The organism is Enterovibrio paralichthyis, from assembly GCF_019209835.1.
GTDB classification, from domain to species: domain Bacteria; phylum Pseudomonadota; class Gammaproteobacteria; order Enterobacterales; family Vibrionaceae; genus Enterovibrio; species Enterovibrio paralichthyis.
The window spans coordinates 1-15,303 of the sequence record NZ_JAHUTS010000029.1 but is presented as its reverse complement, the minus strand read 5'-3'; the positions used below and the strand labels follow the sequence as shown (position 1 = coordinate 15,303).

At 48.7% G+C, this 15,303-nt stretch carries 13 protein-coding genes; 6 read left to right on the top strand and 7 right to left on the bottom strand.

The features are described 5' to 3' along the window. The first annotated feature begins 746 nt into the window (after positions 1-746). From KU854_RS21660 to KU854_RS21650, 3 genes are all read left to right on the top strand, one after another. Positions 747-1,127: a VOC family protein gene (locus KU854_RS21660; protein ID WP_218360404.1), complete on the top strand. Its 381-nt coding sequence runs from the start codon at positions 747-749 to the stop codon at positions 1,125-1,127. Between the two features lie 114 nt (positions 1,128-1,241). After that, positions 1,242-1,769: a GNAT family N-acetyltransferase gene (locus tag KU854_RS21655; protein ID WP_218360403.1), complete on the top strand. Its 528-nt coding sequence runs from the start codon at positions 1,242-1,244 to the stop codon at positions 1,767-1,769. Positions 1,770-1,898: 129 nt separating this feature from the next. Further along, on the top strand, positions 1,899-2,822 hold the full coding sequence (locus tag KU854_RS21650) for an aldo/keto reductase (RefSeq protein ID WP_218360402.1): 924 nt from the start codon (positions 1,899-1,901) through the stop codon (positions 2,820-2,822). Between the two features lie 98 nt (positions 2,823-2,920). Here KU854_RS21650 and KU854_RS21645 read toward each other — a convergent pair whose 3' ends face one another. After that, positions 2,921-3,853 (bottom strand): hypothetical protein, encoded by a 933-nt coding sequence (locus KU854_RS21645; RefSeq protein ID WP_218360401.1) that lies wholly within the window; start codon positions 3,851-3,853, stop codon positions 2,921-2,923. 443 nt (positions 3,854-4,296) lie between these two features. Then, positions 4,297-6,114 carry a PhoX family protein gene (locus KU854_RS21640; RefSeq protein WP_218360433.1) on the bottom strand — a complete coding sequence of 606 codons (1,818 nt, stop codon included), beginning with the start codon at positions 6,112-6,114 and terminating at the stop codon, positions 4,297-4,299. 333 nt (positions 6,115-6,447) lie between these two features. Between KU854_RS21640 and KU854_RS21635 the strand changes: the two genes are divergently transcribed. Both KU854_RS21635 and KU854_RS21630 read left to right on the top strand, forming a co-directional pair. After that, on the top strand, positions 6,448-6,780 hold the full coding sequence (locus KU854_RS21635; protein WP_218360400.1) for a c-type cytochrome: 333 nt from the start codon (positions 6,448-6,450) through the stop codon (positions 6,778-6,780). A 72-nt stretch (positions 6,781-6,852) separates the two neighbouring features. Continuing rightward, positions 6,853-7,311 (top strand): YaiI/YqxD family protein, encoded by a 459-nt coding sequence (locus tag KU854_RS21630; RefSeq protein WP_218360399.1) that lies wholly within the window; start codon positions 6,853-6,855, stop codon positions 7,309-7,311. Positions 7,312-7,377: 66 nt separating this feature from the next. Here KU854_RS21630 and KU854_RS21625 read toward each other — a convergent pair whose 3' ends face one another. The 3 genes from KU854_RS21625 to KU854_RS21615 all read right to left on the bottom strand — a co-directional run bounded on the left by KU854_RS21625 (position 7,378) and on the right by KU854_RS21615 (position 10,831). After that, the gene (locus KU854_RS21625) at positions 7,378-9,039 is read right to left on the bottom strand and encodes a YncE family protein (protein WP_255555683.1); all 1,662 of its coding nucleotides are present in this window, start codon (positions 9,037-9,039) and stop codon (positions 7,378-7,380) included. A gap of 336 nt (positions 9,040-9,375) precedes the next feature. Next, positions 9,376-10,230: a lipase family protein gene (locus tag KU854_RS21620; RefSeq protein WP_218360397.1), complete on the bottom strand. Its 855-nt coding sequence runs from the start codon at positions 10,228-10,230 to the stop codon at positions 9,376-9,378. Between the two features lie 97 nt (positions 10,231-10,327). Then, positions 10,328-10,831, bottom strand: a complete 504-nt coding sequence (locus KU854_RS21615; RefSeq protein ID WP_054780505.1) for a hypothetical protein — start codon at positions 10,829-10,831, stop codon at positions 10,328-10,330. Between the two features lie 384 nt (positions 10,832-11,215). Between KU854_RS21615 and KU854_RS21610 the strand changes: the two genes are divergently transcribed. After that, entirely contained in the window at positions 11,216-12,523 is a 1,308-nt protein-coding gene (locus KU854_RS21610) for a glycoside hydrolase family 18 protein (protein ID WP_218360396.1), read from the top strand. Positions 12,524-12,575: 52 nt separating this feature from the next. On the opposite strand, the gene KU854_RS21605 is transcribed toward KU854_RS21610, so the two are convergent. Both KU854_RS21605 and KU854_RS21600 read right to left on the bottom strand, forming a co-directional pair. Then, positions 12,576-13,388, bottom strand: a complete 813-nt coding sequence (locus tag KU854_RS21605) for a substrate-binding periplasmic protein (RefSeq protein WP_218360395.1) — start codon at positions 13,386-13,388, stop codon at positions 12,576-12,578. A gap of 458 nt (positions 13,389-13,846) precedes the next feature. Continuing rightward, positions 13,847-14,971, bottom strand: coding sequence for a PQQ-dependent sugar dehydrogenase (locus tag KU854_RS21600; RefSeq protein WP_218360394.1), 1,125 nt, complete (start codon positions 14,969-14,971; stop codon positions 13,847-13,849). Between the last annotated feature and the right edge of the window lie 332 nt (positions 14,972-15,303).

The following is a 15,303-nucleotide window of genomic DNA, read 5'->3' as shown; positions in this document are numbered from 1 at the left end:
TTTATGGCGTGCGTAGTCGTCGCATTATTTAAAGGCGTTTCGAGAATAATTGTCTTCTGCGACTATTTTTTTGTGCGCAGGAGTCCATGCATGTTTTTCTGTGAATGCAAAAACATGCATATAAATTATTTTATTGTTTTACAGATGCTTATTTAGTCGTTGCTTACGTCTGATTGGTTGTATGTCCAGCTTGTTTGTCAGTGATTGGATTATAGGGAGTAAAACCACAATCTATAAAAGGGATTATTCCGATTAAAGCGATTGGAAAAATGAATGGTTAGAAAGTGACTTTCTTCTGCAAGTGTATTAACTGTTTAATATTCTTTGGATTTATTTGTGATTTAACATTTAATTTTCGTGGCTATTCTTGTGTCTGTTCATAGGAAATTAATTCTTTTCTCATTATCTAATAACTTGGATTTTTGTATGTATGCATATAATTGCAAAGTATCTAAAATAAGAATGTGTTTCTAATTAGTCATTTAACGTTTATACCCAAACAACCTGAAGATACAGGATTCAGAAGCCATCAATGCGAACATCTTCAGGTTGTTTTGGGGTATGAAGTTAGTGCGTTTTGGTGTGGGAATATCGAAAGGTGATCGACAGACAGGGTCTGTAAATTGTCATATGATTTTCGGGATGTGAACGGCCCGGGCACGATGAACGGGTGTCCCTTTTCCGGTGTTAGGTGCGTCATCAAGAAGGCGTGACAGCTACCGGTTTGATTCAAAAGGAATGTGAAATTGAAAATCAGCCATTTAGATCATTTTGTATTGACCGTTTCGGATATCAACGCAAGCTCCGCGTTTTATCAGCGGGTGTTAGGTATGGAAGAGGTGAGGTTTGGGGGAGGGCGGTTGGCACTGGTATTTGGCCAACAGAAAATCAATCTACACCAGCGCGGAAAGGAGTTCAAACCTCACGCACAACACGTTCAACCGGGAAGTGCGGATTTATGCTTTATCGCCTCGACTCCGCTGGAAGACGTGATTGCGCATCTTGCCGCCGAAAATGTTGCGCTTTTAGAAGGACCGGTTTCCCGCACCGGTGCCGTTGGGGCGATTGAATCTGTTTACTTCCGCGATCCCGATGGGAATCTCATCGAAGTGTCTAATTATCTATGATTTATCGGCCGAAAAAGCGCTCTTGAGCCCGTGAGTTTTGGGACAACTCACGGATAAAGACCGTGAGCTGTGGTAGTTTCCTCTGCAGAAGTAGAAATTAAATGGAGTTATTTCATGTTCGTGCGCCACTTAGATGGAAATGTGTCCTTAGCCCTCATCCAGGCTTCGTTTGCTGCACGCTACTATCAGATTGTGTGTCGCGAACGGGAATACTTATCGCAATGGCTGGCTTGGCCAGAGCACGCAAATGGCGAAGCGTTCTTTGAAACCTTCATCAAAGGTGCGCTGAGGGATTATGCAGAGGGTAAATCCATGACCTGTACCATGCTCTACCGTGGCGATATTGTCGGCAATATCAGCTTCAATACGATTGACCGCGAGCTGAAAAAGGTCGAAATCGGTTACTGGCTGAGTAAGGATTTCCAGGGCAAAGGCATTGCCTCCCGTTGTGTGACTGGCATGGTCGCCATTGCCTTTGATGAGTTAAGCATGCAAAAAGTCGAAATCTCAGCGGCACAAGGCAACACCCAAAGCCGTGCCCTTTGTGAGCGATTGGGATTTACTCTTGAAGGCACAATCGGAAACGCGGAGAATCTCAATGGCCGGATTGTCGACCATGCCATCTATGGTCTCTATAAGTAAATTCTTGCTTCGCAAGCTGCCTACCCATAACACAATGGCAGTGGATATGGGCTGCGCTTAAACCACTTTCTCCGGGAACGCAGAGCGTAAAACACACCGCTCACCGTGACGGAAACCAACACCTTCAGGATGAAATACATGTCTTTGGTATCAAAAGTACAAATGTCCCCTAATGGTCCTCAGTTTTCTCAGTTTGTGCAGGGCTACTGGCGCATGGTCGAGTGGGGCATGAGCCCGCAACAACGACTGACATTTTTGAAGCAACATATCGAGCTGGGGATCTCGACAGTCGATCATGCTCACGTGTATGGTGCGCCGCCTTGTGAAACCCTTTTTGGCGAAGCGTTGAAGCTGGAGCCAAGTGTTCGCGACAGCATTGAGATAGTGACCAAATGCGGGATTGTGCCTGTGCCATCTAAACCCGGCAATCCCCAGGTTTCCCATTACAACTCCAGCCGTCAGCATATTCTTGATTCTGTCGATCTCTCGCTTTCCCGTATGGGCATTGAGCATATCGATGTATTGCTTATTCACCGTCCGGATTGGTTGATGAACGCCGATGAAGTGGTTGAAACCTTCGACGCACTTAAAGCCAGTGGCAAAGTGAGTCACTTTGGTGTGTCTAACTTCACTCCGCCTCAATTGGCACTTTTGCAATCACGCATGCCGGAGCTGCTGGTGACCAATCAAGTAGAGATCAATCCTTTCAATATGGGAGTGCTGGACGATGGCTCACTGGACATGTTGCAACAGGCGCGTGTGAAGCCTATGGCTTGGTCAATCCTGGCTGGCGGCCGCCTGTTCAATGAAGATTCAGAGCAGGCTGCACGTATCCGACACACGCTACAAGAAATTGCAGATGAAGTGGGCGCGCAAAACATTGAGCAGGTGGCGTATGCATGGGTGTTGAAACTGCCGTGTGAGCCAGTTGCGTTGCTGGGAAGTGGTAAAATTGAACGTGTGAAACAGGCGGTTGAGTCTGCAAAAATCACTTTGACCCATGAACAGTGGTACCGCGTTTGGGTGGCATCCAAAGGACACGGTGTCGCTTAAGTTTCGGGGGCGTTGAGCACCTTATTCCGCTGACGGCAAACCCGCATGGACTACCACAAAGCCAACCTAATGTTGGCTTTGTTTTTATCGGGTGATTTTCAATCCAGGATGCTAAAACGAGGCGAATAACAAGTGCTGGATTCCGTGGCCACTCTTGCCATCGCATCCACAGCCATGGGAACGAGACCCGCATAAGACTGGGCGCCGAAATTTTGTGCATCAGGGGTTGGGTTAAGCAGCCAAAGGTTGGTGCTGTTGGGGGAGCCTGTGACATTGATGTTTTTCACGGCAACCAGAATTTCGCCGTTTTGATCCAGTGACGCTGCAGTAATGTAGTCGAGGTTATGGAAGAACTTCACGGTTTCGGTTGCATCGGTCGTATTAATGGCGAAAACGCGGGTGTTGGTGACGAACAGCAATTCACCTTCATAGAAAACAAAGTCTCCCCAGTTGGTATACCCACCAAACCTCAGGTTCGCACTGAGTGCGCCAATCATCGTTTGTCCGCCCGTTGTTGGGTCTATTGTGAACAGGCGGCCGATGTCTGAGCCATACAGCAAACCTGTTTCTGGATCGAATGCCATTCGCGTGATCTGATAGCGGGTGTTGCCAACCATGTGGTGTGTCTGGGTGGATATATCAAAGTAAGCAAGGCGGTGCGGTTTGAATGCTTTCGCCTGCAGGTTTAGTCCTGCCAGTTCATCTTCGCTGAATTCACCGCTGTCAGTGCCGTCTAAATGGTATTCAGAAGGGGTTGGGGTACTGGCGTAATAAATCCGGTCTGTGGCCGCATCATAAGCCATGGCTGTGGCACTGAACAATGCGCGTGAATGGATGTTGGCTAAATCACCTGCTTCATAAAAATAGTTGCTAACGCCGCGGGCACGTCCTTCATTAATATCGACCAATACACCTACATCGCCTCGGCCAGCATTCATGGTGTAAAGGTTGCTTTCACATTCTGCTGCATTTGCGGACATGCCCAATGTACTGACCATCAGCACGAGGGATGATAACAATGCCTTTCTCATTTCCTTGCTCCTTTCTCTGTTATTCCTAACTCTTTACATTGAGTACAAATAGTGAAGTGACATTCAATAGTGGCCGAATGGATTTTTGTTCATTGGCCATGATTGATGTCTAGTAAAGGATGCTAACACCGACAGGAATTAATGTTTCATGCCATGGGGTGAATACGTCTGTGTATCGCTGAGATGGAGCGTGGTTCTTAAATAAGTACTGTGGTGTAAAAAACTTTTAATAAGGATTATTTAACTCTTGATACAGACTTCTCCTGTCTGAATGGTTAGCGAGCAAGATATTATTAGTGGAGATAGGCGTGTGGTTGCATTATTAAGCCTTACTGGTTTGAGTGAGTTTCTAATTTTATAAGCGGTGGTTTTTCCAATTTCAGTATTTGCAGCAAAAAAAATGGCTCCCTTTTAGGGAGCCGCTGCGTTATTTGAGGAGTTGATTAAGCGCCGATCACACCGCCATCTTTGCGGGTAATACGCATTACAGTAGAGCGGGGGATGGAATCGCCACCGCCAGGGAAGTGCGAGGGTGCAAGGTTTTCACCGGGATGCTGGATACCGACAAACATGGTTTTGTAATCCGGCGAGAATGTCAGGCCAGTGATCTCACAGGCAATTGGTCCTGTCAGGAACCGACGGATTTCTCCGGTTTCCGGGTCGGCACATAACATCTGGTTGTTGCCCATTCCTGCAAAATTACCTTCGTTGGAATAGTTACCGTCGGTCAGGATCCACATGCGCCCTGCGCCGTCAAAACCAAGGCCATCAGGGCTGTTAAACATATTGTCTTTGTTGACGTTTGCGGTACCTGCCATCAGCCCTTCCTGAACGTCAGGGTTTCCTGCCAATACAAAGATATCCCAGTTGAAGTCTGTCGCTGTGTGGTCGCCACCTTTTGGTTCCCAACGCACAATGTGTCCGTACGGGTTTTTCTCACGCGGGTTGGCGACATTCAGTGGCTGGTTTTCTCTCACACCGCGGTACTTGTTGTTTGTCAGTGTACAGAACACATGTTTGTTGCCAGGGTGGACGGCTACCCACTCAGGGCGATCCATCGTGGTTGCGCCGACCTGCGTTGCGGCTTCACGGGCGAAAATCAGTACCTCGGCCTGGCTGTTAAAGCCATTTTCCGGTGTCAGGCCATTCTTGCCGAAGGTCAGTTCCAGCCATTCACCTTGGCCATTCAGTTCACCTTCTGTGCCATTGAATTTAGCAACGTACAGCGTGCCTTCTTCAAGCAGATCACGGTTAGCTGCGTTGTTACCGGGTTTGTATTTGTTCTTAGAAACAAACTTATAAAGGTGTTCACCACGCTCATCATCACCCAGATACACGACAGCATGGCCGTCGTCGTTAATGGTTAGCGCTGCGTTTTCATGTTTGAAACGGCCAAGCGCTGAGCGCTTTTTCGGGGTGGAATTCGGATCCATTGGGTCGATTTCTACTACCCAGCCAAAGCGGTGTGGTTCATTCGGCGTTTTACCCACATCAAAGCGCGGGTCGTGTTTCCACCAGTCATAACCCCAGTCTTTATTGCTGACGCCATAGCGTTTGTAGGTATCGCCCAGTTCGACCTCTTCAGCGGTGGCGAAGTAGCCATTAAAGTTCTCTTCACAGGTGAGGTAGGTGCCCCACGGGGTCTGGCCGTTGGCACAGTTGTTGTAGGTACCGAGTATTTTCTTGCCTGAAGGGTCGGCAGCGGTTTTCAGCAGATCATGGCCTGTGGCTGGGCCTGTCATTTCCATTGGGGTATAGGCAGTGACTTTGCGGTTCAAGCGGCCAGCCGGGTTGGCTTGCCATTGACCGTCCTTCTTGACCAGCTCAATGATAGAAACACCGTGTGCGGCCTGGCCTTTACGAACATCATCAGCTGAGATATTTTTGCCCTGATGCGGATAGAGGTATTCATTGTTGGTGTATTCATTGTTGGCAACCAACACAGCGCGGTCAGCAGAAAGTGGGAAAAAGGTCATGCCGTCGGTGTTGTCACCGTATTGCATTTCCTGCGCCTTTGAATCATTGCTTTGGCTGAATGCCGGTGAATCGACAAACAGGGCATCCCCCCATGAAACAAGTGGTTCTGCGACATAGCCTTCCGGCACGACAACGGTATCAGCGGTGGATGCCGGGATAGCGGTGAACCCTATCAATTGGCTTTTGGCCATGGTGTCTGCTATCGCATTGGCGACTGGGGTCGCAGCAAAAAATGCCACTGAGCCAGCCGCGCCAGTTGCGCGGAGAAAATGACGGCGACTCATCGCCGCATCAATGAAACGGTTGAACTCGGGTTCACTGTCCAATTGACGTTGATCTATATGTTTGCTCACGATGACTTCCTTTCTCAATTTATTCGTGTGTAATTCACTTTCTATGTTGGTGCGGGATTTTGGATTTTGTTTGTTAAGAATTGGTGAAGTCTCAATGAAGAGTAAATGTCAGGGCGCCTGACTTTACACATCACCCGTCTTGGATATGAAACCCGGCTCTATGCGCATTTCTCCAACGAATAGCACTTGGAATTGACCTCACACAAATGATCAACCTGGCGACTAAGCCATGGTGAACAAATACAAAAAAACGGAAATATACACATGCGAAATATTTTGGTTGCGGCAGGCGTATTGCTGGCACCCCTGACATCCTCAGCGCTTGAAAATGCAGGCAACGCAGAACTGGGACAGCAGAAGGCTTATACCTGTCAGTTTTGCCATGGCGCGACAGGTTATGCCCCACGACCTGATTACCCAAACATTAATGGCCAGAACGCCCAGTACCTGTTTAATGCCATGAAGGCGTATAAAACCGGGGAGAGAAGTGGCGCGATGGGCAACATGATGAAACAGCAAATGTCTGTGCTGAACGATCAGGACATGAAAGACATTGCCGCTTATTATGCTGAGCAAAACCCGGGCAAACCGGAGTGACAGACAGACGCTACTGTATTCCGGTTTAATTTCGGTATATGGTGCGAACGTAATTAAGCAGAGGAATGAAATATGACGACCATTTGGGTTGATGCAGATGCCTGTCCGGCGGTGATTAAGGAAGTGTTGTACCGCGCGGCAGAACGCACACAAACCGATGTCGTGTTCGTTGCCAATCAGGCGTTACGTACGCCACCTTCACGTTTTATCAAGCGCTTGCAGGTTGAAAAGGGCTTTGACGTGGCGGACAACGAGATTGTTAAGCGGGTTGAAAAAAATGACCTGGTGGTAACGGCAGATATTCCACTGGCGTCTGAGGTGATCGACAAAGCCGCGGTTGCGCTGAATCCGCGTGGTGAGCTTTACACACCAGAGAATATCCGCCAGCGCCTGAACATGCGTGACTTTATGGAAACCATGCGTTCAAGCGGGATCCAGACCGGTGGGCCGGCAGCGCTGAACCAGCAGGATCGTCAGAAGTTTGCCAACGAGCTGGACAAGTTCCTGCAGCGTGCAAAACGCGCCGGTTAATTCGGCTAGCAGGAAAAGAAAAGGAGCGATGATTCGCTCCTTTTTTGTTTCTGCCTTCCTTCCGGGTTAGAAACAGCCACCTGAACAGTTGATATCGAAGTTGTTCGAACCGTTCACCTGATGTCCCAGACGCACATTGTAGTATTGACCGTTTGAGCCTCTCAAACGTGCCCACACGCGGGTACCCACAGCCAGTTTTCGGTATGAGCTTGAGCCTTGGTCATAATATTTGCCACCGCTGCTAATGGAGTGGGTGCTCAGAAGCGTGCTGTTTGCGTAGAACTCCAGCGTAGTGCCTGGTGGAATGGTACCGTTGATATTGGCGTGAATGCCCTGAATTTTCGAATAGCCAATCCACCACTCGTATATGTGACCATGCCACTTCACATCACTGCCGTTGGCTGCGTTGGTCAGCAAGGTATGGATGTCTGGGTCATTGTCGACGATGGTGATATTGGCATTACTCACGTCGCTCTTATCGTCATTGATCCACGCCTGGATAGAGAAGTATTCGTTGTTCTCATGGGTGGAGTCATTAACGGTAGGAATAGCGATACGCACAGAGGTTACGCCCTGTGGAATGCTGATCTCCGTCAGTGTTGATGAGATAGTCGCGCTACCGGTCGTGCCATCTGAGTACAGAAGGGAGACGGTGTTACGGTAATCGCTGTTCAGCACAGCACTGCCGTTTTTAAGGGCCAGGCGCAGTTTGGTTGAACCATCACCGGTCGCTTTATCAAAGTTGACCGTCGCGTAAGCGGTAGAACCTTCATTCACTGAGCTTGAATTCAGGGTAATGCCAGTCACTTCAGGTTTCAGATCGCTCGGGAAAATGGTTTTTTCATAACAGGTGTGATCTTCTGAAGTGACGGTACCCATGGCACTGATACGGCTTGGGAACAGGCCGACACGTACTTTCTCACCGGTTGAAGGCTTGATGCGGTACAGGATGTTACTGTTCACGTTACCGGAAATATTCTGGTTTTTCGCTGCAACCAGCATTTGACCGTTCTGGTCGAGGGTCGCTGCGGTGATGAAATCAATAAAGTGGAATGCTTTCAGGGTTTGGGCACCGGTTGTGGTATCAATCACGAAGGTACGGCCATTGGTGATAAACAGCAGTTCGCCATCCTGGAACACGAAAGAACCCCAGTTAGTGAAGCCACCGATTTTCAGGTTGTTATCAAATCCACCGAGGTTGGTGATGGCACCCGTGGTTGGGTCAACTTTGAAAATGGTTTGTGCGTCAGACGCATAAAGGTCACTGTTGTCCGGATCAAATGCCATACGCAGGATTTGCTTATTTACCGTAGGGCCCGCTACGTGGTTGCCTGTCGCGGGATCCATGTAGGCCAGCTGATAAGGCTTGATGGTTTTCGCGTGTAAATCGAGATTCTCCAGCTCTTCTGCTGTAAAGTCACCGGCTGGGATCTGAACGTGGTAATCCGTTGGTTCAGGTGCGCTGGCGTAATACAGACGGTCTGTAATACGGTCGTAAGACATGGCTGGGGTGCTGAACAGTGCCCGTGAGTGATAAAGCGATCTGTCTGCTGCGTCGGTGTACATGGAAGGCATCACTTTCAATTCTTGCACATCCAGTAACACGCCAACATGCCCGCGTCCGGCATTCATTGAATACACATTACCGGCACAGTTAGCGTAAGTCTGTGCTGATGCCAACACACCCGTCGCCAAAAGAGCCATCGAAATCAGGTTCTTTTTCATCATTATTACCCTTATGTCCTTTAAACCAGTTTTAGGTCGGAACCACATCTTTCCAGCATTTACACGCTGTTGAATGTTGAGACTAAATAGCGGTGGAGGTTTTATCTTTCTCGCATTTGAGACATGCCATTCTTTGATAGTTTTTCAGTAGAACCTTACTGTGAGTGCGGCCTTTCGACTGTAAGACAGGAGGAGGAGATAACTAGAATGAGCTGACGCAATTTGTCTCAAATGTATGAATGAAGCATGAGGGAGGGTTGGGGTAATCGAATCCGTTTGTTTCGGTTGATAGAAAACGTGTCTTTGAGACACGTCGATTCAGGTACTCAAAAAGTCACATCAATGCTTATCAAAATAGTCCTTTCGACGGATATATTTGTCCATAAAATGATACGCAATTGGCCTGAATAGCCAACTTGTCAGTACACGCACGATTCGAACCAGAGACGGCATATTGTGGTAAATCCTGTCGTTGTGGAGCCAGAGCAGTTCTCCCACATGCCAGAATGCGAAGGGAATACCGGGCAGGAAGGTCACCATATCAACATCGCAGCAAATGCGGTAGGTTTTCGCTTTCAAACTGTAACGCCGTTTGAAGCTCCAATACCCTGTCGCCGGTTGGCCAAAGGTGACGATGCGTTTGATGGCGCCCGGGTACTTCTGTTCGAGGATCTCCGCGGCAATGACTGCCATAGAGCCACCGGAAGAGTGACCGGTAAACGACACCTTTTTCCCCTCAGCGACCAACTGGTCAACACAGGATTCGAGCTTCTCCATCACGGTGTGCCCATCGAGCCGGTGATTATCGGCAAATTGGGTAAATTCAGCCCACTGGCTAAAAGAGAGCTTTCGCAGATCGCGGTTGACCATGACCTTGGCAGGGCGGCTGGGCTGGCGAAGGAGAAAATGAAACCCCCAGTGAACGTGTCCGGCGAAGCGGGGCGCATCGACCCGGGTAGGAATGAAAACCAGATTCAGCAGCCAGTCCCAGATACTTTGCGACCCTTTGAACACGACCACTGCATCACCATCTTCACGCCACAGCACGCGGATAATCGTCTTACCCCAACGGTTATGAATATCCCGCCGGCCTTGCCCGGAAAAGCCGTATTGCACATGGTCAAAGTGAGGGGGGTAGGCATCCCGGCACAGGATAGCGTAACGTTCGTACTGGTAACGTTTGAGTCTTTTCACCTGAATCGTCAGTCAAAGTGGCAATCATTTCAGTGTAGTGGCGGAAAATGACGAATCGACGACAGGAAAAAAGCACCGCTCAGAGCGGTGCCGCGTATCAGTCGTAGTGCTGGAGAAAGGGCGTAATATGGCTGTTGTAAGTGAGGGCTTTGATCGCACTGTGATTGTTGATTAGCCACTCTGCTTTGGTGCAGTTTCCTACACCAATGATGGCCTGAACCAACAATTTGAAATCGCGCTCCCAGCGCGTTTTCTGATCTTCGCTCCAGTCTTCACGGTAAATCTCGTAATAGTGCTCGACCCACCAATATGCCCCGCGGATAAAGGCGGCAACCACGTTGGTCGCGGGTTCTATCTGCTCATCTTTACCATCAATGGCATATTCATCTGCCAGTGGTTGTCCCTGCGAGAAGGCTGCGTAGTTTTTGCAGTATTTATAAAGCGCCAGTTGAAGGGCGGAAGCGGAGTCACAGTGATCCAAAGAGAGTGTCGTCACTGGGAGATGCTTCTTGTTGTTTCTGAAAAGTTCAACAGAGCGTTTACCCGGCAGCAGTCTTTCAATCACGAAAAACAAATCGATACTGATGAGTCTATTGCTCAAAGCGGTGTCCTTGTAACAAATTGGCCTGCCCAAAAATGGGAAAGTCCGGCAAGCCTATGATTTAGAAAGAAGTCATTGCAGCATACCCTCTCAATTGCCAAAACGGAATCAGTTTGGGGTGAAGGTGGTTCACTATACGGACAGCAGTGGCGACAGAAGTGTGCGTTGTCTGACAAGTTTCTGTTTAGTAGCTTGCTCATTTTACCTTTTAAAAACAACATGATCGCAAACTTTGTAACCGAAGTGTTATATCACAACTGATCGGTACGTAGACAACATTAATAACCTGCCAAAACGGTTAATAATTGGCCGCATATGCTCAGGCCACCTGAAATCCAGCTTCTTCAGTTCGCTTGGGTATTTGTTACCCTACAAGGAGACAGTATGAAAAAAATAATAGCAGGTGCCGCGCTGAGTGCGTGTTTGACTGCACCAGTGCTTGCCGAAAATCACGTTGTTGGTGGTTACTTTGCGGACTGGCAGTATGCGAATCCTGACAATCCTTATACGGTGGATGATATCCCAGCTGATAAGCTGACCCATGTCATCTATGCCTTCCTTTCTATGTGTGGCCCACATACCGGCGCTTCTGAAGCGGTGCAGAGTCAGGTAGCCAAAGCGTGTGAAGGAAAAGCCCCTTTTACTGCTATTGTGGTGGACCAAGAAGCGGCATTTAACGTCGATTTTGGTGATGTGAGTGTCGATGTTCCCTATAAAGGCCACTTTGCCCAACTCGCTGAGCTGAAGAAAACCCATCCAGCGCTGACTATTCTGCCATCTTTTGGTGGCTGGACCATGTCCGAACCTTTTCATTCCATGGCAAAAGATGACGCCGCTATCGAACAGTTTGCCAAATCCGCTGTTGACCTGATTGCCAAGTATGATTTCTTCGGCGGTATCGACCTTGATTGGGAATACCCAGGCGGCGGCGGTTTAACCACTTCTCCGTGGAACCCCGATACCAAATTGAGTGACGAAGTCAAAGCGCAAGAGCGTGATGCCTTTACCAAGCTGGTCACGGTGTTGCGTGATGAGCTTGATGCGCTGGAAAAGAAAACCGGCCGCGAGTATGAGCTTTCAACGGCGGTTGGCGTAGGCCCTAAAGCTGCCCAGATTGACTGGGCGTCTGCAGCTCCGAAGCTGACCAACATGTTTGCCATGACCTATGACTTCCTCGGTGGTTGGGGGCCCCAGACCGGTCACCTGACAAACCTGCATGCAACGGAACGTAGCTGGTGGGGAATGGGTGCGGACGTGTTTGTCAACCAGATGATTGAACTGGGTATTCCGAAGGATAAACTGGTACTGGGTGCGGCATACTACGGCCGTGGTTGGGAAGGTTCTGAGTTTGATGGCAGTTTGCCCACCGCTGATCTCGCATCAGAAAAAGGCGCCAGCTTTGGAACCGGTGAGCCTGGCTACTTTATGTATTGGGATTTGATGACCAACTACACCAAAGAGCAGGGCTACCGCTATGGCTACGATGAAGAATCCCATGCGCCTTACCTGTGGCACCCCGAGAAAAAAGTCTTTATCTCGTTTGAAGATACACGCTCAGTAAAAGCAAAAGCTGAATGGGCCAAAGCGCAGGGACTTGCCGGTGTGTTTACGTGGGAATTGTCAGGCGACCCGGAAAATGAACTGACAGGCGTAATGCATCAGGTACTGAGAAGTAAAACAGCCAAAAATTGATTGAACGATTCAACGTTTTAAATGACAAGACCCGGAGCGATCCGGGTCTTTTTTATCGTGCCAGAATTGGCTGTTTGCTCGTACCGGTGAGAATGTCATCAGCGTCCAGCAAGTCGTAACGATTTTTAAGATCGGCGATGGTGCCAGCGTTTTCCTTCATAAAATTGTTGAATTCGAGGATCAGGTAAGGGCTATCTTTGGTCGACAGGTACCGTGAGTCCCTCAAATAGGGCAAAGACGGGTTAAAAACCATCTCAGGGAAAGCCTCGGCAGAATTTTTTAGGTAGTTGTTCAGCACTGCGATATTGACGTAAATCCCATTCGCGCGACCCGTAACCAATAGTTTTATCAAGGAATTAATCTCTTTCGCTTCCATGATGCGAATTTTTCCCTTTGCAATGTCATCCAGATAGGGTTTTGGTGTATAGCCGGAAATCATCCCAATGCGTTTGAGCCAGGGTAAGGGTTTTGAGAGGTTTTCTTTCAGTACCACTACCCCGTCAATAAAAGAGACGACAGGCTGGCTGTAAATAATATCAAAGCCTTCTTTCTGCGATTTACTCCAGGCAGGATTGTCCGGGTATTTCAGGTCGATGTCGCCCCGCAGAAAATAATGGTAAAGACGCTTTATGGGCATGGGCTGGTAGTCGAAATCGTGTTTATACTCTCTGGCGAAGGCGTCCAGAAGATCTCGGTTAAACCCACTGTATTGATCATTTTTATACAGGGAGTAGGGCGAGTAGTCTTCAAAAGCCTGCACACCAATAGCCACAACACCAGGGGCTGCTGCCGCACCGCGGGAAAAACAAAGAACAGCAATGATTGAAAGCATTGCCTGAATGCGGGAAAGGATGTGTGTTTGCATAGGAACCGACTATTTTCTCACCAATGAGAAAAGTATATACCCAAACTGCAGGAACGGCTGGCGTTGCATAAGAATGTAGTAATTTTGAATGACAACCATGAGGGTTGTATTGCAGTGAAAAAATACAGCAGCGAGTGTATTTGTTGGCAAGGCTCAGAAAGAGAAAAGCCCTGCAGAGCAGGGCTAATCAATAGCAAGCAAAGATGACTTCGTTTTTATATGTTTACGAAGAGAATATAGATTCCCCACTTGAGCCTGTCCAACGATTTGGTCAACTTTGGTGAATGTTGGGCTAGGCGTCACTTTACCAATGAAATCAAATTTGTTGCATATATTTTTTGGGGAGTCATTTCCAGAAATTCGCTTATTTCTCAGCAGAATCAAAAATTTATGCTTGTAAACTATACTTTACAATGCGCTGTTCCAATTGTGATTTAGTCAAAAAATCGACTAAATAGTCAAAATATTGGCATAAGGGAAAGTACCTTACCGTTGGACTCATCGGTCAAAAGATATACCTTGCCATCAGGGGCTTCGACAACATCACGTATGCGTCCATATTTCCCGTTAAGAAGGCGTTCCTCCCCCACGATTTGGCCATCTTCCATGTTCAGTCGCACCAACAAACCGAACTTTAGCGAGCCGACGAGCAGATCACCCTGCCACTCTCTAAATTGATCGCCTTCCACCATTTCCAATCCGGAAGGGGCAATCGAGGGAACCCAGTAATAGTTCGGTTGCGCCATGCCTTCGCGCGTTGTTCCCTGTCCGATTTTGCTGCCGGTGCCATAGTTCACGCCATAGGTGATCACAGGCCAGCCATAGTTGGTGCCGGGTTCGACTAGGTTGATTTCGTCGCCTCCCTGCGGCCCATGTTCATGTGTCCATAATCGTTTGCCATCGTTATCAAGGGTCATCCCCTGAATGTTTCTGTGCCCGTAGCTGTAGATTTCAGGTTTGGCGTTTGCATCGGATAAAAACGGATTGTCATCCGGCACCGAGCCATCGAGATTCAGCCTAACCAAAGTGCCGACATGGGAATCGTTTTGCTGTGCTTTATCACGGTTGCCGCGATCGCCCATGGCGATGTAGAGGTGCTTATCTGTGGCAACCAGACGTCCACCGAAATGACGGCCGCCGCCAAGTTTTGGTGCTTGTGAGAATATGGGTGTGATGTTGGATAGCTTATTGCCGGATAGCTTCGCAGAGACCACGGCTGTGCCTGCACGGTTCCACTCTCCGCCTTGGGCATAAGAGAGGTAGAGTGTGCCAGATTCGGCAAAGTCAGGTGACAAAGCCAGCCCTAACAAGCCGCCCTGGCCACGGTAAACCAGATCGTCCGGTAATCCGTCGATAGCCGTTATTTCTCCGGAAGGAGAGAGGCGTTTGAGTCCGCCATTTCGCTCTGTGACCAACATGTCGCCATTAGGCAGGAACACCAGTGACCAAGGGTGATTTAGCCCTTCGGCAACCGCTTTTACTTCAATGCGGTAGTCCTGCGACTCAATGGTGTCGGCGTGCAATGAAGATGAATAAAGCGGCACAAGCAGTGCGAGGGAAACGAAAGGTGCTGAAATGCGCATGGGTGCTTCCTGTCTTGTTGAAGGCTCTTCGAAGACAGTGGAACCCGGCGCACTTTGTCAGGAAAAATGCTGTGCGAAACGGAACTTCAGGCGACGCATGCGCCGTGATATACGGTGCATTTTATCGCTTACGCTGTTTCCGCTGCCTTGTGCCACTGAACTGTCGGTGTTTTTCCGATGACTGTCAGTTGTTTCGACCCTGTTGCGGCTAATGCCGATCAGTTAAGAGATAAATGATCGGTTGAACGATCCAACAGATGGCTTATAAAGGCTCTAAGTCCCCATACTTAGAGCCTTTTATTTTGCAATTGACCACAGCCCTTACCCTCGCG